This window comes from Metabacillus arenae (assembly GCF_014773385.1).
Taxonomy (GTDB): Bacteria; Bacillota; Bacilli; order Bacillales; family Bacillaceae; genus Metabacillus_D; species Metabacillus_D arenae.
Window position 1 is genome coordinate 46615 of the sequence record NZ_JACXAI010000014.1, and the last position, 20932, is coordinate 67546.

At 37.7% G+C, this 20932-nt stretch carries 17 protein-coding genes; 13 read left to right on the forward strand and 4 right to left on the reverse strand.

The features are described from left to right. Positions 1 to 12: 12 nt before the first annotated feature. Both IC621_RS11830 and IC621_RS11835 read left to right on the forward strand, forming a co-directional pair. Positions 13 to 1350, forward strand: coding sequence for a (Fe-S)-binding protein (locus IC621_RS11830; RefSeq protein ID WP_191158517.1), 1338 nt, complete (start codon positions 13 to 15; stop codon positions 1348 to 1350). Between the two features lie 140 nt (positions 1351 to 1490). Further along, positions 1491 to 2135, forward strand: coding sequence for a GntR family transcriptional regulator (locus tag IC621_RS11835; protein WP_191158518.1), 645 nt, complete (start codon positions 1491 to 1493; stop codon positions 2133 to 2135). Positions 2136 to 2232: 97 nt separating this feature from the next. On the opposite strand, the gene IC621_RS11840 is transcribed toward IC621_RS11835, so the two are convergent. Continuing rightward, complete coding sequence (locus tag IC621_RS11840) at positions 2233 to 3108, reverse strand: LysR family transcriptional regulator (protein WP_191158519.1); 876 nt, start codon at positions 3106 to 3108, stop codon at positions 2233 to 2235. Positions 3109 to 3293: 185 nt separating this feature from the next. Here IC621_RS11840 and IC621_RS11845 point away from each other — a divergent pair, with 185 nt between their 5' ends. The 7 genes from IC621_RS11845 (at position 3294) to IC621_RS11875 (ending at position 11536) form a co-directional block, all read left to right on the forward strand. Beyond that, positions 3294 to 3902, forward strand: a complete 609-nt coding sequence (locus IC621_RS11845; protein WP_191158520.1) for a succinate dehydrogenase cytochrome b558 subunit — start codon at positions 3294 to 3296, stop codon at positions 3900 to 3902. Positions 3903 to 3932: 30 nt separating this feature from the next. Next, positions 3933 to 5696 (forward strand): succinate dehydrogenase flavoprotein subunit, encoded by a 1764-nt coding sequence (gene sdhA, locus IC621_RS11850; RefSeq protein WP_191158521.1) that lies wholly within the window; start codon positions 3933 to 3935, stop codon positions 5694 to 5696. Then, the gene (gene sdhB, locus IC621_RS11855; protein WP_191158522.1) at positions 5696 to 6454 is read left to right on the forward strand and encodes a succinate dehydrogenase iron-sulfur subunit; all 759 of its coding nucleotides are present in this window, start codon (positions 5696 to 5698) and stop codon (positions 6452 to 6454) included. The genes sdhA and sdhB overlap by 1 nt, the downstream gene beginning before the upstream one ends. Positions 6455 to 6937: 483 nt before the next feature. Next, the gene (locus tag IC621_RS11860) at positions 6938 to 8215 is read left to right on the forward strand and encodes an SLC13 family permease (protein ID WP_191158523.1); all 1278 of its coding nucleotides are present in this window, start codon (positions 6938 to 6940) and stop codon (positions 8213 to 8215) included. 585 nt (positions 8216 to 8800) lie between these two features. Next, positions 8801 to 10012 (forward strand): CaiB/BaiF CoA transferase family protein, encoded by a 1212-nt coding sequence (locus IC621_RS11865; RefSeq protein ID WP_191158524.1) that lies wholly within the window; start codon positions 8801 to 8803, stop codon positions 10010 to 10012. A gap of 84 nt (positions 10013 to 10096) precedes the next feature. Then, entirely contained in the window at positions 10097 to 10612 is a 516-nt protein-coding gene (locus IC621_RS11870) for a gamma carbonic anhydrase family protein (protein ID WP_191158525.1), read from the forward strand. A 117-nt stretch (positions 10613 to 10729) separates the two neighbouring features. Beyond that, a complete protein-coding gene (locus IC621_RS11875; RefSeq protein ID WP_191158526.1) occupies positions 10730 to 11536 on the forward strand; it encodes an enoyl-CoA hydratase in 807 nt (268 codons plus the stop codon). 301 nt (positions 11537 to 11837) lie between these two features. Here the strand turns inward: IC621_RS11875 and IC621_RS11880 are convergent, their stop codons facing one another. Then, entirely contained in the window at positions 11838 to 13940 is a 2103-nt protein-coding gene (locus tag IC621_RS11880; RefSeq protein ID WP_191158527.1) for an RNA degradosome polyphosphate kinase, read from the reverse strand. A gap of 428 nt (positions 13941 to 14368) precedes the next feature. Between IC621_RS11880 and IC621_RS11885 the strand changes: the two genes are divergently transcribed. Next, entirely contained in the window at positions 14369 to 14659 is a 291-nt protein-coding gene (locus tag IC621_RS11885; protein ID WP_191158528.1) for a glycine zipper domain-containing protein, read from the forward strand. Between the two features lie 162 nt (positions 14660 to 14821). On the opposite strand, the gene IC621_RS11890 is transcribed toward IC621_RS11885, so the two are convergent. Beyond that, positions 14822 to 15256 (reverse strand): hypothetical protein, encoded by a 435-nt coding sequence (locus IC621_RS11890; RefSeq protein WP_191158529.1) that lies wholly within the window; start codon positions 15254 to 15256, stop codon positions 14822 to 14824. A gap of 161 nt (positions 15257 to 15417) precedes the next feature. Between IC621_RS11890 and IC621_RS11895 the strand changes: the two genes are divergently transcribed. The 3 genes from IC621_RS11895 to IC621_RS11905 are packed head-to-tail and all read left to right on the forward strand — an operon-like array spanning position 15418 to position 20174. Continuing rightward, positions 15418 to 19602, forward strand: a complete 4185-nt coding sequence (locus tag IC621_RS11895; protein WP_191158530.1) for a cation-translocating P-type ATPase — start codon at positions 15418 to 15420, stop codon at positions 19600 to 19602. A 41-nt stretch (positions 19603 to 19643) separates the two neighbouring features. Beyond that, entirely contained in the window at positions 19644 to 19901 is a 258-nt protein-coding gene (locus tag IC621_RS11900; protein WP_191158531.1) for a hypothetical protein, read from the forward strand. Positions 19902 to 19928: 27 nt separating this feature from the next. Continuing rightward, the gene (locus IC621_RS11905; protein WP_191158532.1) at positions 19929 to 20174 is read left to right on the forward strand and encodes a hypothetical protein; all 246 of its coding nucleotides are present in this window, start codon (positions 19929 to 19931) and stop codon (positions 20172 to 20174) included. 529 nt (positions 20175 to 20703) lie between these two features. Here the strand turns inward: IC621_RS11905 and IC621_RS11910 are convergent. After that, a complete protein-coding gene (locus IC621_RS11910; RefSeq protein WP_191158533.1) occupies positions 20704 to 20889 on the reverse strand; it encodes a YlaF family protein in 186 nt (61 codons plus the stop codon). Between the last annotated feature and the right edge of the window lie 43 nt (positions 20890 to 20932).

Sequence of the window (20932 nt, forward strand, 5' to 3'; positions counted from 1 at the left end):
AGGGAGAATAGTATGAAAGCTTTGACAACAGAAGAGGCTATGCATACATGTGTAAGGTGCGGTGCATGCCGTGAAGTTTGTCCAACACTTGATATTACAGGAAGAGAAGCGGATGGCCCAAGGGGGCGTGTCCTAATGGCACGGAGTTTGATTCAGGGGGATATTCCAGTAAACAAAGAAATAAAAGATCAATTGGATCGTTGCCTGCTGTGCTCTGCTTGTGTCGATGCCTGTCCAATTGATGTTCCAGTACCAGATATCGTCATGTTAGCCAAATCAAAAATTGATGAAACTCGCGAAAATATTAAAGCTGAAGTAAAGGATATCCCTAAAGAGTCCTTATTTATAAAAAGAGCAAAAGCATTCTTTTTTGAAAAAATTCTTCCACATCAAACCCGGCTGCACCTATTGGGGCATTTGTTATGGATTTATCAAAAGAGCGGGTTGCAGCGGCTAGTTAGAAAACTTGGTATAATGAAACTTTTTCCTCCTCAGCTGGCTGATATGGAAAGAATTATGCCTGAAATCCTTTCTCCAGGAAAGCGAAAAACATTGCCAATATTGACCGCGAATTCAAATGGAAATGTAGAATCTCCTAAAAGCGCAGCCATGTTTCGGGGATGCATAATGGATGTGATGTTTAGAGAAACAAATGAAAACTCTATAAAATTACTTTCAAAATCAGGCTTTCATGTTCATACCCCACCTGAGCAAACATGTTGCGGCGCTCTTCATATGCATAATGGAAAAAGGCAGAAAGCGATTGAATTAGCAAAGCAAAATATTGAGGTGTTTGAACAATCGAATGCAGAAACCATCGTGTCAAATGCTGGCGGCTGTGGGGCAGCTTTACGTGAATATGAAGAGCTGTTTCGCGATGATCCAGAATGGCTGCCCCGTGCAAAAAAATTCTCAAGTAAAGTTCGTGATATTAGTGAAGTTATTTTAGAAAAAGGGTCTCTTCCCCAAGGAGTTGGAGAAGGCGAAAGAGTAACGTATCAACCATCCTGTCATTTACAATATGTGATGAAGGTGAAGGATGCACCAACAAAATTGTTAAAAACACTCTCGGATTCTACATTTGTAAACCTTCCTGATTCAAAGCTTTGCTGTGGATCTGCGGGTATTTATAATTTGCTGCAGCCCGAACTTGCAAACGATATTTTGGATAAAAAAATGGAGCAAGTAAATCAAATGAAGCCAGATGTTTTGATTACAGCAAACCCAGGTTGTTTCCTGCAAATGAAATCGGGAATTTACAAGAATAAAAAGGAAGAAACGATCAAACCACTTCATATAGTTGATTATTTGATGGAGTCTATCAACCGGGCAGAACAGAAGAATCAATAGAATATAGATTGCTTTATGAATTGGAGCATTATTCACTTGTCATACTCATTCAAAGTTGCATATTGTTATAAATCTCTATATCATATATTTTATAAACCAAACAGAGACCAATATGTACATTGGGAAATGAGGAATTGACATTGGAAATAAACATTGTTCAACCTTTGTACCAACAGGTATACCGAGAATTTAAAAAATTAATATTAACAGGTCAAATTTTGCCTGGTGAAAAAATAGTCATGTCACAGCTTGCTGAAAAATATAAGATAAGTAGAACACCGCTAAGGGAAGCCTTAAGACAACTGCAAACTGAAGGGTTGATCGTTCAGGACCATACAAGTATGAAAGTAGTTGAATTAAACAAGTCTGATTTTTTGGAACTTTTTCATTGTCGATTGCTCTTAGAAAAAGAAGTGATCAGAATGATTGTGACAGAAATCACAGAAGATGAGCTGGCAAAAGTTTATGAAGTCCTTTTGGAATCGAAGAAAGCAATAGAAGCAGGAGATACCTTTAAAATCCTTGAGTTAAACACTCAATTTCATGAATTGTTAATCATGAGCTGCTCTAATCAACAATTGGCCCATCTTTTAAACCATGTTCGATCATTGTTATTAATCTATCGAGCAAATATAAACAAAAAACCACAATATTATCAAGAAATTTATCATGAGCATATGGAGATCTATAAAACCGTTAAATCTAGAGATGTTGAGCAATCTATTAAAGTGATTGAGAACCATCTTTTGAATGATCAGAAACGAGGCCTTACGATATCTGAATAAAAAGATGAAGCAGCAAACGTTTTTAATGAGAACGTTTGCTTTTATTTTTTAAAACTAATATCTTATCCCTACTAGTAAGGTAACGTTAATAGAATGATTATTTAAAATAATTTAAGATAAATTGTTGAAACCGTTTTGCTGCTGGTGATAGGTATCTTTCTTCTATCCAAGCAAGTCCTATTACTCTCTGGGTATTTGGAGAGCGTAATCGTATCCGAGTTATATTATCCCAATCTATTCCTTTGAATTCGGGTATTATCGTAACACCAAGTCCTGCTGCTACAAATGCAGCAATAGTGTGTACTTCTTCGCCCTCAAAAGTTACTTTGGGCCTTAATCCTGCCTCCTCAAACAGTTGGTCAGTAATCCCGCGAAGCCCATTTCCTTTTTCTAAGAGCACGAATGGTTCGTCAGCTATTTCTTGTAAAGTAATACTTTCATGTTTTGCTAAATGGTGTTTTGATGGAACGATTAAAAATAATTCTTCTCGCCATAACTGAACCCATTGAAATTGATCTTTTGATTCAATAGAAGAAACTAGGCAGAAATCAATTTCACTAGACTCTAATTGTTTAAGGAGCGAATCGTTTCCATTTTGTTTGAATTGAAAATTAACATTTGGATAATTTGAGCGAAAGGAACTGATTAAGTTAGGAATAAGATAAGTTCCAAGGGTAGGCATAAATCCAAATGAAACATTCCCATAATCCGGATCAAGTAAATCTTGGATTTCTTGCTTGCCATCTTGAAATTCTTTCATTATTCGGTCTACTCGCTTTAAAAATAACTTACCATAACTATTTAGTCTAATTGAACGTCCTTGACGTTCAAATAAGGGAACACCTAATTCTTCCTCTAATCGAGCAATAGAACGACTTAGAGCAGGCTGCGAGATTAATAAGGCTTCCGCAGCACGTGTAATGTGTTGTAAACGTGCAACAACTTGAAAATACTCGATTTGTTGCCATTCCATTTATGGATCACCTCTTAGTAATATATTGGACAATTCATTACTGAAACGCATGAAAACTATGCAAATAATAAATTAGACATTATAATACGTCAACTATATGATAAAGTAAAGAAAATTTCAAAAATAGTCAAATGATGAATTTTTCTATAACAAAACAAGTCTTTTTTCAAAAGGGGGAATAATTTATGAGAGTAAATAAGGAATTTATTAATCGTCGACTGCATTCACTACTAGGTGTAATACCTGTTGGCCTCTTTTTAGTTCAGCACCTTGTTGTCAATCACTTTGCTACAAGAGGGCCGGAAGCATTTAATGAGGCAGCACATTTTATGGAGATGCTGCCATTTAGGTATCTTTTGGAAATTTTCATTATTTTCCTTCCACTTTTATACCATGCTATTTACGGAGTCTATATTGCTTTTACTGCGAAAAACAATGTAAGCAATTATGGTTATCTTCGAAACTTGCTATTCATGCTGCAGCGTGTAACAGGTATTATTACGTTTATTTTTGTTGCTTGGCACGTTTGGGAAACGAGAATAGCAGCCGCATTTGGAGCCGAAGTAAATTATGATATGATGGCTTCCATATTAAGCAGTCCTGTTATGCTAGTATTCTATTTAATTGGAGTTATTTCAACAATCTTCCATTTTGCGAACGGATTATGGTCATTTGCAGTTAGCTGGGGGATCACAGTTACTCCTCGCTCACAAGTTATTTCCACGTACGTAACGCTTGCAATATTTGTAGCGCTTTCCATCGTGGGAGTTCGAGCAATTTTTGCATTCGTTTAATCAGCAATAGCTATGAAAAGGAGTGGCTTCATGAGTAAAAGTAAAATGATTGTTGTCGGAGGCGGATTAGCTGGTTTAATGGCTACGATCAAAGCCGCTGAAGCCGGCGTTCAAGTAGATTTATTCTCATTAGTACCTGTTAAACGTTCTCACTCTGTTTGTGCACAGGGAGGAATAAATGGTGCTGTAAATACAAAAGGTGAAGGAGATTCTCCTTGGGAACATTTTGATGATACGGTATACGGCGGGGATTTCCTGGCAAATCAACCACCGGTTAAAGCGATGACAGAGGCAGCTCCTGCCATTATTCATCTATTAGACCGAATGGGTGTTATGTTTAACCGTACACCGGAAGGATTGCTTGATTTCCGCCGATTCGGAGGTACACAGCATCATCGTACAGCATTTGCTGGAGCAACAACTGGCCAACAGTTACTGTACGCATTAGATGAGCAAGTGAGACGATATGAGGTTGCTGGTCATGTAACTAAATATGAAGGATGGGAATTTTTAGGTGCAATTATTGATGATGATGGTGTTTGTCGCGGAATAACAGGACAAAATCTAGCATCTATGAAAATTGAATCATTCCGTTCTGATGCTGTTATTATGGCAACAGGCGGACCTGGTATTATCTTTGGAAAATCCACTAACTCAGTCATTAACACCGGTTCTGCTGCTTCAATTGTTTATCAGCAAGGTGTTTACTATGCCAATGGTGAATTTATTCAAATTCATCCTACTGCAATACCGGGTGATGACAAGCTTCGCCTTATGAGTGAATCTGCTCGTGGAGAAGGTGGACGAGTTTGGACATATAAAGATGGAAAGCCGTGGTATTTCCTTGAAGAGAAATATCCTGCATATGGAAACCTGGTTCCACGCGATATCGCAACACGTGAAATATTTGACGTCTGTGTTGAACAAAAGCTAGGTATCAATGGAGAAAACATGGTTTATCTGGATTTATCTCATAAAGATCCTAAAGAGCTTGATATTAAGTTGGGTGGAATTATAGAAATCTATGAAAAATTCATGGGGGACGATCCACGTAAAGTTCCAATGAAAATCTTCCCTGCGGTTCACTATTCAATGGGTGGATTATGGGTGGACTATGATCAAATGACAAATATTCCTGGTTTATTTGCTGCAGGGGAGTGTGATTACTCAATGCATGGTGCGAACCGTTTAGGTGCGAACTCCTTACTATCAGCAATCTACGGTGGAATGGTTGCTGGTCCAAATGCAGTTAAATATATGAATGGCCTTGATAAGAGTGCCGAGGATCTTTCTGCTGCACTTTTCGATGGATTTGTGAAACAGGAAGAAGAGAAATGGAATCAAATGATGGAATTGGATGGTAATGAAAATGCATATGTTCTTCACAAAGAGTTGGGGGAATGGATGACGGATAACGTTACTGTTGTAAGACATAATGATAAACTTCTTAAAACAGATGAGAAAATTCAAGAACTGATTGAACGTTTTGATAACATTAATATTAATGATACGGCGAAATGGAGTAACCAAGGGGCTGCCTTCACACGTCAATTGAAAAACATGCTTCAGCTATCTCGTGTTGTAACACTTGGAGCTTACAATCGAAACGAGAGTCGTGGTGCTCATTATAAACCGAAATTTCCTGAGCGTAATGATGAAGAATTCTTAAAAACAACCATGGCTAAACATACAGGTGATCGGACCGCTCCTGCATTCCATTACGATGATGTGGATGTATCGCTAATTAAACCACGTAAACGCGACTATTCAAAAAGTAAAAAGGGGGATAAATAATGAGCGAGAATAAAGTAGTTCAATTTATTATTTCCCGACAAGAATCGCCCGAATCTGAACCTTATCAGGAAAAATTTGAAATTCCTTATCGCCCGAACATGAATGTTATCTCTGCACTGATGGAAATCAGACGTAACCCTGTTAATTCAGAAGGGAAAAAAACAACCCCAATCAATTGGGATATGAACTGTCTTGAGGAAGTTTGCGGGGCATGTTCAATGGTGATTAACGGTAAACCGCGTCAATCATGTACAGCCCTTGTCGATCAGTTAGATCAGCCAATTCGATTAGAGCCAATGCGGACGTTCCCTGTTGTTCGTGACCTGCAGGTTGATCGTAAGCGTATGTTTGATTCTCTGAAAAAAGTAAAAGCCTGGATTCCTATAGATGGTACGTATGATTTAGGACCTGGTCCACGTATGCCTGAGAAAAAACGCCAATGGGCTTATGAATTATCTAAATGTATGACCTGTGGGGTTTGTTTAGAAGCATGTCCAAATGTAAATAGTAAATCGAACTTTATCGGCCCTGCACCCTTATCCCAGGTCCGCCTCTTTAACGCACATCCAACGGGTGAAATGAATAAATCTGAACGTCTTGAAGCGATTATGGGGGATGGCGGTCTCGCGAATTGTGGAAATTCTCAAAACTGTGTGCAGTCATGTCCAAAGGGAATACCTTTGACTACATCGATTGCTGCCTTAAATCGTAATACCACTATTCAATCATTCCGAAATTTCTTTGGAAGTGACCAATGATAAAAAAGTTTCACCATTGCAAGACATGCCTTGCAATGGTGAAAGTCTTTATCTAAGAAGCTACCCTATAAATTTTGAAATAATCAGAAAATTAATTGACATTTCCTACCCTAGTCATTAATATTGTATAGTGTATACAGGATACAAAAAAGGAGGTGGGCTAATGAGTATAATATTTACGTACATATAGGCTGTCTTCATCGCATTCCTTGACAAAACTATATTTACCTTATGAAATTACAGAGATTTTTTTGTAAACAATAAAATGGAAGCGCTATCATACACCTGTAAAAGGAGTGAAGTTACAGAAATGAGCAGGAAATGTCATTTAGACTTGTCCTATTTTTTAATATAAAAAAATTAAGGTTTCTTTTCTTATAACGATTACGATTTGTACTTCAAGATCAGTAAGATAATACAAGATTTATAGATTACTATTGAAAATAGGGATGGATTTCACTATTTGAACAAGGGGGTAATCATATGAGTATTGAGCTCATCGCAATACTTATACTTTTGCTGATGTTCATCATTGGCTCAATCTTACCGATAAACATTGGCCTTTTGGGTTTTGTTGCTGCTTATTTCGTTGGATCTGTAGTTGCTGGGATGGAAGTTGACGACATATTTGCTGGTTATCCTGGAGATCTATTCGTCCTGCTTGCGGGAGTCACTTTTTTCTTTGCAATTGTGCAGAATAACGGCACAATCGATTTGATCACAGGCTGGGGTCTGAAATTGGTAAGAGGAAGAGTCGGTTTGATGCCATGGGTAATGTTTATGCTAACGCTGCTTTTGGCAAGCATTGGCACACAAGCTACTGCTTGTGTCATGATTATAGCTCCAATTGCGTTACGATTAGCTGCCCAATATAAAATAAATCCTGTTATGATGGGGTGCTTAGTAGTGATCGCATCAACTGCTGGCGCATTCTCCCCGCTTAATCTCTTTGGCTTAATCGTTAAAGGAGTTATGGAAACAAGTTCCATACCTCATGAACCAGCGCTGCTCTTCTTAAACACCGTACTCTTCAGCACAATAGCTGCACTTATTTTATTTGTAGCAATGGGTGGCCTGCGCTTGTTAAAACAGCAGGACTCATCTCAAGTTTATGTAGCAGCTACTGTGGAAGATGGTATAGATAGTAAGGAGACTGGGCTAACTTGGTATAGAGGAATGACTCTATTGGGGATAGTTGTTCTTATCGTCATGGCGCTGGTGTTAGAAATGAACATGGGCTTCTCTGCTCTCATCGTAGGCTTGGCTCTTACACTAATTGCTCCGCAAAAAAATGCAAAGGTTCTGGCGAATTTACCATGGACGGTAATTTTTATGATCACTGGAATTGTGACATATGTAGGAGTGCTTGAAAGTATTGGTGCTCTTGATTATTTGACTGACTTAATAGCTTCAGTGGATAGCCCGGTTATCGCAGCTCTCGCAGCTTCATACGTAGGTGGAATAATCTCAGCGTTTGCCTCAACGACAGGTTTCTTGGCGGCTATTATACCGCTGGCAGCTCCGATTCTTCAGGATCCAACGATGTCGACGGTTGGTGTTATTGCAGCAATCTCGATTGCCTCAAGTATCGTGGATTTAAGTCCTTTTTCTACAAGCGGGGCATTGCTGGTCGCGAATGCACAAGGAATGAAAGAACGTGAATTTTATACGAAACTATTGACCGTTGCTGGTTTTATTGTTGTTCTAGGACCTGGGCTGGCTTGGTTGGTATTCGTATTAATTGGAGTGCCGTGGGGTTAAGAGTTTGTAGATTTCGCTCCGAATTACTCTCGATAATCATTCTTTTGCGAGGAATTTAAGAAGAAGATCCTTTGATCAGTTGACTTAAAGGTAATTTTTATCAAGCTATCTCAGGCATCAAGAATAGGCTGGGTTCCTTTCATTACCTAGATTCTTAATTGTAACTGAAAAGTAAATAGATCGATTTTCAAAATAGTGAGAAAATTCATTGACTTATTTGGATGCAATGGTTAAGATTATCGTATATTGAATACTGTATACAGTATTCAATATACGATAAAGAGCTTATAAAATAACGATTAGTTTATGTGTACCAATAAAAAATGTAAGTATCTTTTTAAAAAATCAGAAAGTTTAAGTTAATTAAAGTATTAACGTGTTAAAGTTAGTATCGATGTCCAGCTTCAGGCGCCATCGGCCCTTAGGTCATAAGCCAATCCGCCCGAGAAGGTTAAAGAACAACCTTCCAGCCGGCTCGTCTTATGCTTGTCGCCGATAGGCGGGCGCCTTGCGCTTTTCGTTCAAAATTACGAGAAATATTACCAGAAATTGTAGGGGTTAGAAAAATAAAGGAGTGATGGTAAGATGGGTCCACTTAAAGGGGTAAAGGTATTAGATGCATCCCAAATTATGGCTGGTCCTTATTGTACGATGGTGTTAGCTGATTTAGGTGCAGAGGTAATCAAAATAGAAAAGGTTAATGGCGGCGATGATTCTAGACAAATGGGCCCTTATGTAAATGGAGAATCTACCTGTTTTTTTCAGATTAATAGAAATAAGAAAAGTGTTGCTCTTAATTTAAAAACGGAAGAGGGTAAAAAGATCTTCAATGAGCTAGCAAAAGAGGCAGATATTATGGTTGAGAATTATCGTCCGGGTGTAACCAAATCTTTAGGAATCGATTATGAATCGATGAATCAGTTGAATGAAGGGATGATCTATTGTTCGATCTCAGGCTTCGGTCAAACGGGTCCTTACTCACATAAAGGAGGATTTGATTTAGTTGCCCAAGGAATGACTGGATTGATGAGCATGACAGGTCTGCCAGGTGAGAGACCATTAAAATCAGGAGTAGCGGTATATGATATTGGTGCTGGAATTACGGCAGCATATGCCATTTTGGCTGCTTATATTCACAAACTAAAAACGGGAAAAGGTCAACAAGTTGATATCTCTTTAGCAGAATGTGGTCTCCCATGGTTTACTTGGGAAGCAGCTGCCTATTTCGCTAATGGGACAATCCCAGAACCATCAGGTTGGAGACACAGAGTATCGGCTCCGTATCAAGCGATACAAACAAAGGATTCTTATATGATGGTAGGTTGTGCTAATCAAAGGACATGGGAAAGATTTTGTTTAGATGTTCTTAATAAGCCCGAGTGGCTCAAAGATGGCAGGTATATAACTAATTCTCTCCGGCACGAGAATGTTGAAGTGCTTGAGAGAGAAATTGAAGAAATGACAACAAAGATGGATTCCAGCTACTGGATTAATAAATGTGAACAGGCTGGTGTACCAGCTGGCCCGATTAATAATTTCGCGGAAGCGGTTAGCAATGAACACTACCTTGAAAGAGAAATGATCATGGAACTGGAACATTCCCTTTTAGGAAAGATGAAAGTCATCGGGTCTCCAACAAAGTTTTCGGAAACGAAGGTGAACATTGAAACACCTGCACCACTTTTAGGAGAGCATACAGAAGAAGTATTAAGTAAGCTCGGTTACTCGAAAGACGACATCCAAACGTATAGAGAAAAAGGTATTGTAGATCATTATCCTCAAGTTAGTTCCCGATAAGGAAAGATAAAAACTTATTGGCTGGTTGCACTAGCTATTGCTAAGGATATAGGGAACATCAGAACAATGAAGGAGGGCTTCTAATTGGGAATCTTTCGATTAAACGACTATTCACCTATCATCGATCCATCTGCTTATATCGCTCCTGGTGCACAAATTATCGGAAATGTAGAAATTAAAGCAAATGCATCCATTTGGTTTAATGCGGTTCTTAGAGGGGATAATGAAAAGTTATTGATTGATGAAGGAGCAAATGTTCAGGATGGAGCAGTTGTACATTCCGATCCAGGTTATCCTGTGTATATAGGAAAGAATGTCACCGTTGGACATAATTGTGTGATACATGGATGTAAGATTGAAGAGGATGCTGTAATTGGTATGAATGGAACGGTTTTAAATGGAGCTGTCATAAAAAAACAGGCTTTTATGGCAGCAGGAGCTCTAGTCACAGAAAATAAAATAATTGAGGAAAGAATGCTTGCTGCGGGCGTCCCTGCTAAAGAATTAAAAGAAGCATCAAGCAATTTATTAGAGCGGGCTCAAGAAGGTGCATCGTTCTACCGTAATAATGGCAAGCGTTATAAAGAGAATAGGATTTGAATTTAAAAAATCTAAAATAAAGGATGAAAACTATTCGTTGATACCCAAAAACAACTATAAACTAATGCCATAGTAGAAAGCTATTGCTCTCAATTCTATTGTAAGGGGAGATGAAAAATGTCCGTTAAAAATACCTTTGAAGCTGGGTCCGTCATACTTGACCGTTTTGGTGCGGTTGCTCAATTGACGCTTTCTCGTCCAAGTGCGCTTAATGCAATGACTTGGGAGATGTATCAACGGCTGGAAGAACATTTAACCGCACTTGCCGCCGACACTACGAATCGAGTACTAGTCATTCGCGGAGATGGGGATAAGGCATTGGCGGCAGGTACAGATATTAGCCAGTTTAGAGGCTTTACTGGTCAGGATGGTCTTAACTATGAAAAGAAAATAGATCTGATTATGAATAAGGTGGCATCATTTCCAAGACCAACGATAGCAGCGGTTAATGGGTACGCGGTTGGAGGGGGGATGATTATCTCAACTGTCTGTGACCTGCGTTACGCAACAGCAAATGCAAAATTTGGAGCACCTATGGCTCGGACACTTGGAAACTGCCTTAGTCTTGATAATTATCAAAGGTTAGCCAAGGAATTAGGTTCAATGCGCACTAAGGAGCTGCTCTATACTGCCAGGCTTGTTTCTGCTGAAGAAGCCTATTCTATTGGGTTTTTAACTGCCATTTTTGAAGAAGAAGACTTTTTTAATAAGGTACTGGAGATCGCCGCACAAATTAGTAAGAATGCCCCATTAACTGTCGATGCAACGAAAGAGGCTCTAAGCAGACTTAACAGGAATAATGGTATCATTCATTCTGAACAAGAGTTTATGGATGTGATTTCTAAAGTTTATGGAAGCAAGGACTTTGCTGAAGGAGTTGCGGCCTACATAGAGAAGCGTTCTCCTGTGTGGCTGGGAGAATAACTTGATAAAAGCCACTGTTGCAAGTTTCTTAGTGTACTTATCCAACCTTTTTAGCATTTACCTGTTCATGAACTATTTTTTTAGTGATGGGTGTAACCCATTTACAAAATGAAGATTTCATAGTGTTGTCCTTTATGTTGGATTTGGACTGGTAACACCTGTACTTTCCATAATAAAGGACCTTTTTGTGAACTAAATTAACTAGTAAGGTTTAATTTTATTCTAATTTCAAAAGTACTTGTTTTACTTTGGAACAGTAATTACTTCATAAAATGATTCGTTGGAAAAATATAGATGCTTCTTAAAATCGAACAATTTCCATTTGGCTATTAATTTTCGGTTCATCTTTTGTACGTTCTACATAATAATAATTGCCATCTTTATCTTGTTCACGAGCTTTTACATTATCAGCCAACCAAATGGACATCCATTTTTGAATTCGTTTTTTCAGACGATAATCAAGGATTGGAAATAAAATTTCAACTCGATTTTCCATATTCCGTGTCATCATATCAGCAGACGAACAAAAGATTTTTTCTTCACCATTATGGTGAAAATAGTAGATTCGGCTATGTTCTAAAAAACGGCCTAGGATGCTGCGGACATGAATGTTTTCACTAACTCCTTTAATACCGGGTTTTAAGCAGCAAATACCTCTTACGATCAGCTCAATTTTCACACCGGCATTGGAAGCCTCATATAACTTTTGAATTAACGTTTTATCTGTTAATGAATTCATTTTTGCGATAATATGCCCATTTTTGCAGGTGTGTTGGAACTCAATCTCATCGTTAATTAATGAAATAAAATCTTTGCGAATATCGAAAGGCGACACAGACAAATAATGATAAGCAGGCTTTTCCATATAACCGCTTAAATAGTGAAAAAAATTTGTTCCGTCAATCCCGATTTTTCTATTTGCTGTAATCAAACCTACGTCTGTATAAAGCTTTGATGTGACATCATTGTAATTCCCTGTACCTAAATGAACAAACGGCTCAATTCGTCCCTTTTTCCGTCGTACAATATGAGTTATTTTGCTATGAGTTTTTAGGTTTGTCATACCATAAATGACTTGGCAGCCTGACTGTTCCAATTCTTTTGCCCACTGTACATTGTTTTCCTCATCAAAACGTGCTTTTAACTCAACTAAAACAGTTACTTGCTTCCCATTTTCTGCGGCACGTTTCAATGCGTTAATAATGGGGGAGTCCCCACTCACACGATATAAGGTTTGCTTAATCGCTAAAACACATGGATCATCTGCCGCGCAGGAAACAAAATCAATGACAGGTTCAAATGAATCATATGGATGATGAAGCAGGATATCTTGTTTTAATACTTGTTCAAAAATATTGTCATCAGATACTAAATCTTGGGTTATCCTCGGAATAAATAGTTCATCTACAAGATGTTCATGTGTTTCTTGAATACATTTATAGAACGAGAATAAAAAGGTTAAATCGAGTGGGCCCTCAATTACATATGTGTCATTCTCATGAATTTCAAGTTCGTCTTGTAAGTAGGTTAATACATTTTGATCGTGATTGGGACCTTGTATTTCAAGGCGGACTTCATCTCCCCATTTTCGTTTCTTCAATTCTTTCTCGATAACTTGTAACAAATCTCCTGCCCCTTCTTCATCAATCGTTAGATCAGCATTTCTTGTGATGCGAAAAGATGTAACACTTTTCAATACATACCCTTTAAATAATTTATGGATAAAGTGGGCTATAACATCCTCTAATAAAATAAATTCCCTTTTATCAAGATGACATGGCAACTCTACAAAACGATCTAGCACTGCAGGCACACGGACGATTGCAAGTTTTCCATTTTCCTTTCCAATTTGCATCCCTTTTTGTCTGCTTTCCTTGATAACAATTGCTAAATTTAGACTTTTATTTAACAACTTTGGAAATGGGTGATAGGCATCGATAGCCATTGGAGTTAAAACGTGAAAGATCTCTTCATCAAATTGTGTTTCCAAAAAGGCAAGCTGCCCCTCATTTACTTCTTCAATTGATTTGATGGAGACGCCTTCTCCTTTTAGTGCAGGGAGGAGACAATCGTTAAATGCCCGGTATTGTAATTCAATCATTTCATGTGTTTTTTCAGATATACGTTTTAATTGTTCTTTTGGCATCAAGCCGACTTTGTTATCAGGCTTATTAAATCCTGCTTTGACTTGATCTTTTAAACCAGCTACTCGAACCATAAAAAATTCATCTAAATTAGAGCTGAAAATCGATAGAAATTTAAACCTCTCTAACAACAGGTTACCTTCATCCATTGCCTCTTCCAACACCCGTTGATTAAATGCTAACCAACTTAATTCACGATTGTTATAGTATGAATAATCTTCTAACTTTTTTGTGGAATCCAATTTAGAAATTTCCTTCATTGTAAATGCCATCCTTAATAAAATTTAGTAATAAAAATTTCATAAACCTTATATAACAAAATCAAATTCCCGTCATTAAACTTGATAGAAGCTAATTTATTATAGGTAGTATGAAATGAATGTAAAGTTAATATTCAGGCAGGATTTTTCTAAGTTGTGGAAATTAACTGATTAAAATATCTGATACCGGAGTTGTTTTAAAACAAAATTTTGCTATTCATAATAAAAAATGAGAGTTATTTATGTCTTAAACATAAATGATAAGTTCCTATGTAAATCAATTATCTCAACCTACGGAGGGATTAAGAAGATAAGGGGGATAGCTGCCTTAAGAATGGGCGAAGATATAACCTCCCAGTGGAGGAAGTCTCACTTTTATAATTATACATTTTGGGGCAATCTATCTAAAAAGGAAGGTGAAGAAAACAATGGTAGTGGCAAATACAATGTCAGGAGTTTTAACCGGTGGTTTATCTCAAATTGATGATACGTTTTCTTTAATAAGAGGGAAGATGAATTGGAGACAATACAGTAAAGCTACAACAAAAAATATTGCGGGTGGTTGTGGTTTTGCTGCAGGATTATCTTTCGGTGCAGCAATAGGTTCAAGTGTTCTTCCAGGAATAGGGACATTATTCGGTTCACTAATTGGTGGTCTATTAGGTTGGCAAATCGGATGTCAATTAGGTCACCAAATAGGAGAAGTTATTATTAGATAAAAATTGCTGACTGAATAGGGTCAGTTTTTTGTGTTAAAAACCCAATTGCCCGTTTCCCGAATAAAGGAACAGCCTGAACACATTGAATAGTTGTACTCAGGCTGCTTATCCTTTTTTCTTCATTAATTAGATAGGATGCATATGAAGTTCATCATTTAGATGTTAATGTAATTGATTTTCTATCTCACTCATCTTTTGTTTAAGAGAATGATCATTCATTACATTAATTGGAGAAGAGTCCATTGAATGAGAATCATTAGGTTCAGAAAACATACTGCCAAAGGTCGCTTTTGCTTGATGAATCGTTTCCTTTGATTTTTCCATTCCCCTCTCTGTCATTTCCATCATAGCATCTTTCATATTCGGCAATTCCATTGTTTCTTTTTCATGTTTAGCTTCTTCCATTAAAGAGGATAATTGTAATCTGGCACCCGTAGTTAAATGTTTGATTTGATCTCCTAATGCTAAGGCAGAACCTACGCCTTTAACCAAGAGCTTCTTTGTCCCTCTTCTCGCTTCAGGGGAAACTGTTAAGATCAATGTTGCTGCTGTAATGACAATCCCTAATGGATTAGAAAGTGAAAAAAATCTTTTCATTAATAATAACCTCCATAAAATTTAACAATTACTTTACATTATTACCACTGCCCATGATTTTATCCAAAATAATATGAGTTTTTTACGTATAAACCCTCTTTAAATGACTAAAATATTGTTTATATAAAAATTTACAATAAATTCACAAAGGGGGTGCTTTTATGATTCCGGAAGTGAAAAAAAGATACTACCATGTCATTCCGGGTAGACTCCGGATGGAGCTTTATGGGATATTTGAAAATCCTGAACGGGCTGAAAAATTTGTAGAAATTTTTTCTACCATTGACGGTGTCACATCAGTTAAAACTTCAGTTTCCAGGGGATGTATCCTTCTTCATTATAATGAAGAAATTCTATCAATTGATCAGCTGCTTCCTTTATTAACGAAGTTTGAAGAAGTAGCTTGGAAACGTGATCATCAATATTACGATGATAACTCAGAAGCTGAAAAAGATCACGATACGGAAGAACAAGTTGCGGCAACTTCAGAGGCAGCAAATGTCCTGCCGTTTACCAATACTATGCCTAAACAATCTAAGCCTAAGGAAAATGCCCCTCTGCCATTAACATTGTCAGTAGGTGGATTTTGTGCATTAGGTTTGAAGCAGCTTTTTTTAGGGCGATCAGCATTAGCCCGCCATCCTGTCCCTTTTTATTTGAGCAGTGCATTTGCAGTTGCAACGGGATATCCTTTTTTTCGCCGTGGAATCGAGAGAATAGGGAATCGAAAAGGTGCTTTAGTAGATTTTGTATTAGGTGCTAGTTCTCTTGCACTAGCTTTAGTACGAGAAAACCTTGTTGTTTTAGCAGGACTCTCGCTTCTTCAATATTTAAATTGGAAAAGAAGAGATGCGGTCCGAGATAACTGGCTGGATGAACCTACAGTCTCACCTGAAATCAAACGATATACGAAAAGGACAGGAATGTTAGGAATAGTAGCTACTATTACAACATTGGCTATTACTCGTAACCCAATTGCTGCACTGGGAGTTTTATTAACAGCGAACCCGAGACCAGCTATCGTATCTGCTGAATATACATGGAATCAGGCAGAATTGCTGGCAAAAGAAAGCGGATTGGTGAAACCTGAAAACGGGTCAATGTATCAATTATCCCAGATCAATACCTTTGTTTTTGAAGATGACGCCCTCTTCTCCAAAATGAACGACGCCTTGAATAAAGAAATTGCAGGCTTCACTGAGACGCTGCCTAAAGGCACGAATATAGCCTTTTCTCAAGGCGGATATAGTAAAAAAATAGAAGAGGCATTTCCTCACCTAAATGTTTTAACTTTAGAAGAGATTAAACATAAAAAGCGAGAAGAAGTTTTATTTGTTCATGGGGAAAAGTCAAAGCAAGAACGCAAAATTGCTTCTTTTTATCCGACAATCGAAGCAGCCAAGCTAAACGAATTATCTGAAACGATAAAAATTGTCCAGCAATTAAAACACACTACACAGAAACATATGAGGGTTACGAAGGTTTGGAATTTATTTGGACCAGCAATTGCATTAACCGCTTTTGCTTCTGCCCCTTTACTTGCATTGGTAGGAGACGCCTTAATATTAAGTTTTTTAGTTCATGCCAAGCATAGAAGTGAAAAGATGATGCTGCAAAAAATAATCCGGGATAAAGAAGAATTGAAGCAGCCAGAAATGGATTGGCATGCATGTACTTCAGAAGACATTGTGGAGCGCTTTCAATCTAGCCCCTTATCTGGATTAAATGATAAATTGATAAAAACTTGGACAAAGTCTTACGGGAAAAATAAACTTCAAGCAAAACAAGGTGAACATTGGTTTAAATCATATATCAGCCAATTTAAGGAATTCGCAATGGCTATTTTAGGAGTAACCGCTCTTATAAGTATGTTCACTGGTCATTTGTTTGACGGCTTAGCAATGGGAACCATTTTATTATTAAATGCAGGAGTTGGAACTTTTCAGGAACGAAAAGCAAAACAGGCAGTTCAGACAATGACCAAATTTGTCCCTCCTAAATGTAAAGTCATTCGAAATGGTGAAATTTATGAAGTTTCTGCAGAGGAGCTTGTGCCAGGAGATATCGTTGAACTTGAATCTGGAGAACGCGTCCCAGCAGATTTACGAATCATACAGGCATGGAATCTAGAAGTCGATGAATCAACGCTAACTGGAGAATCATTGCCAGTACAGAAAAATAGGCAGCCAATTGAAAGGGAAATACCAATTACGGATCGCGCTAACATGTTGTATATGGGAACACATATAACGAGAGGGAAAGGAAAAGCAGTTGTCGTTCAAACAGGAAATCAAACTGAAATTGGCCGGCTTTTTATGATGCTTTCTGATCATGAAGAACAGGAAACACCATTACAAAAGCAAGTTACTCAAATCAGCAAGGCTTTTATGAAAGGAGCACTTCTGATTGGAGGAATTGTGTTTATAGCGGGTTTAATACGCGGAATACCATTGACAAATATGATGACGACGTCTCTTGCTCTAACAGCCTCAGCAATTCCAGAGGGATTGCCTGTTACCATCACAATTGCTCTGACTGCTGGGATTCTTCGAATGGCTAAGAAAGACTCTTTAACCAGAAAGCTTTCAGCACTGGAAACCCTAGGAAGGGTTAACGTCATCTGCTCTGATAAAACCGGAACCTTGACCAAAAATGAAATGACTATCAAAAAGATAGCCACTTATAAACAAGAATTTAATGTTACCGGTGAAGGATATAACCCAATTGGAGAAATACAGTTAGATGATGGCAGAATTGAAGCTCATAAAGATTTAAATCAATTGCTGCAGATTGGGTTATTATGTAATAACTCCACAATAGAACAAGAGAACAGCAAATGGATCGTGAAAGGAGATCCAACAGAAGGGGCTTTGCTGACTGTAACAAGGAAATACCCTTCATTATCTGAAACTTTATCAGAGTGGAAGCGGGAATATGAGGTCCCGTTTGATTCAGATCGAGGAATGATGACAGTTGCATGCCGTCAAAAAACTAATGATAAGGAATGTTTTGTTTTTACTAAGGGGTCAATTGAAAAAATCATCTCACATTGCAAAACTGTGCAGGTAAATGGAAAAAAAGTCCCGCTAACTAAAATCATGAGGGAATCTATTTTACAGCAAGCAGAAAAATATGCAGAAGATTCATATAGAGTTTTAGGTTTTGCTTTTCGTAAGCTGAAAAAGGATGAAGAATGCCATAATGAGATGGAGAATGGGTTAACTTACATTGGAATGGTTGGAATGATTGACCCTCCAAAAGAAGAAGTGAAAGATAGCATTCGAGAAGCAATAAATTTAGATATCACTCCAATTATGATCACAGGAGATCACCCAATTACTGCTTTATCCATTGCAAAGCAAATTGGTATTGGATATTCACATGATCAAGTGCTTACTGGAGAACAACTGAATCAGCTTTCCGATTCGGAATTTGAGAGAAGAATAGATGACATTCGAATTTATGCTCGCGTAACACCAAACCATAAGCTTCGAATCGTAACAACGCTGCAGAATAAAGGGTATATAGTAGCAATGACTGGTGATGGCGTCAATGATTCACTAGCGATTAAGAAGGCAGATGTTGGAATAGCAATGGGCCGGTCAGGAACTCAGTTAACGAAAGAAACATCGGATATGGTACTTAAGGAAGACCATTTTGGTGCGATAGTTGATGGTGTAAAAGAAGGCAGAACTATCATTGGTAATATTAGAAAAGCATTGGGATGTTTATTATGTGGAAATTTAGCCGAAATCATTGTCACAAGTACGGCTGTTATTGCAGGCCTTCCGCTGCCAATCGTTCCTATTCAGATTTTACTTATGAATTTAATAACGGATGCATTACCAGCTATGGTGCTTGCCGTTAATCCTGGAAGCAAAACGAAGGAAAGAAAACGGCAAGAAATTGCAGATAAGGAACTATACCAACAAGTCATTACTAGAGGACTTTTGTTAGGAATTGGTTCATTAGGATTGTTTGTGACCAGCCTGTCAATGGGAGCCCCAATAGCTGTAGCACAGACAACAGCCTTTGCAGCTCTAGTAGTTGGACAGCTCATTCAAACATTTTCATGGAGACAAGAAGGACAAACTGAATCTGTAAAAGATTGGTCAAAAGACCGATTCTTAATCGGTGCTGTAGGCGTATCGTCCATCGCATTGCTTTCAACAATCTATATTCCTGGTTTAAACACAATTTTTAAAACAAGTGCACTATCATTGACAAGTTGGCTCCCTATTTTCCTTGTGGCAGGAATGTCCGCCTTCCTTGCAAAATCTGTGGTTAAGGTGATTCAAGCTCCAAAGAAATTGTTACAAAAGGAACCACTTGCTATGGCAGGCTAAAGATTTCACCCTAGGAAATTAATTAAAAAGGAGGAAGCAGAATGTTTCAAACTAATCTTCATCGATTCATAGTAGGTTCGGTCATTATAGTGGCTGCTTCGACGTTGCTGCCTGTTGCAAGAGAAACATTAAAACCACTCGTTGGACAAGTGTCTCGTGAAATGCGTTTCTTCATTGTTTCAGCCAAGGAAGGACTTGAAGACATGGTGGCAGAGGTAAAAGCTGAACGAATGAAAAAACATGTAAACAACCAATTAGTTATTGAGTACAACGAAGTGGTTGAAGATATTGCGGAATAGATAGGAATGATGAGAGGAGGGGAGCGTGTGTCTGAAAAAGATAGGCAAATCATTCAACAGTTGAAACAATCATTACTCCATTTAGATGAGGCGTTGAATTTATCCATTCAAATGCTTAAGGAAAATGAAAATAACAAAAAGACAATTTCTGCTGTATGGGAAGAGTTTTTAAGTACCTTATTTGGACGCATCAAAAGTAAAGCGAATGAAAACAATCTAAATTTATCTAAATTGATACCATTACCTAAGCTAACCCGATTTTTCAAAATATAAAGCGGGGACACTATCTGTCTTTCATGATTAAAGAGGATTCAAATATACAACATGATCATTGATTAATGGAAAGTGAAAATCCTATCCGATGTAAACTAAATATAAAAGAGCCTGTTTTGATCAATTTTTATTCAAAAACAGGCTCTTAAAATATTTCACGATGGAGCTTTTCGTAAAAAGCTCGACCCTAAGCAATATAATCCAATGTAATAAACTGCAATAGATCAAGAATTAGGCGCTCTACCTTTTTTTCAAAATGAATGAGCAGCGTCTTTTTGGTATTGCCTTTTCCTTACTTGATTGAAAGCTACCTTACTACACCCCCTAAATCTATGGGGAATTGAAAATGTTATGCGCCATATATATCTCATTATTATGTTATCCCTTGCATCATTTGATAGAAATGGAGGGAAATCTCTATAATTGAAGAAAATGTTTCAAAAAAATGAAACGTTTTTTACATACCTAAAAAGTTAGCCATCAGTCGGGGATGAAGAAACCCCCACTGATGAATTATTCATTTTATGGATTATGAACCATTTCGTTCACTCATTTTCTTTTTCATTACAAACCCGAAGCCCATAACTATGATTAAGCCGACAATCGATAAAACAATGCCTAAAACACTTCGAAATCCAACAGCAACACCAGTCATTACCATACAGGCAGCTGCTAAAAAAGCAAGGACAAGAAAGAACCAATTTCCGATTTTCATTGTTGTACAACCCCTTAAATTTAACCTTACTAATAGTTTACAG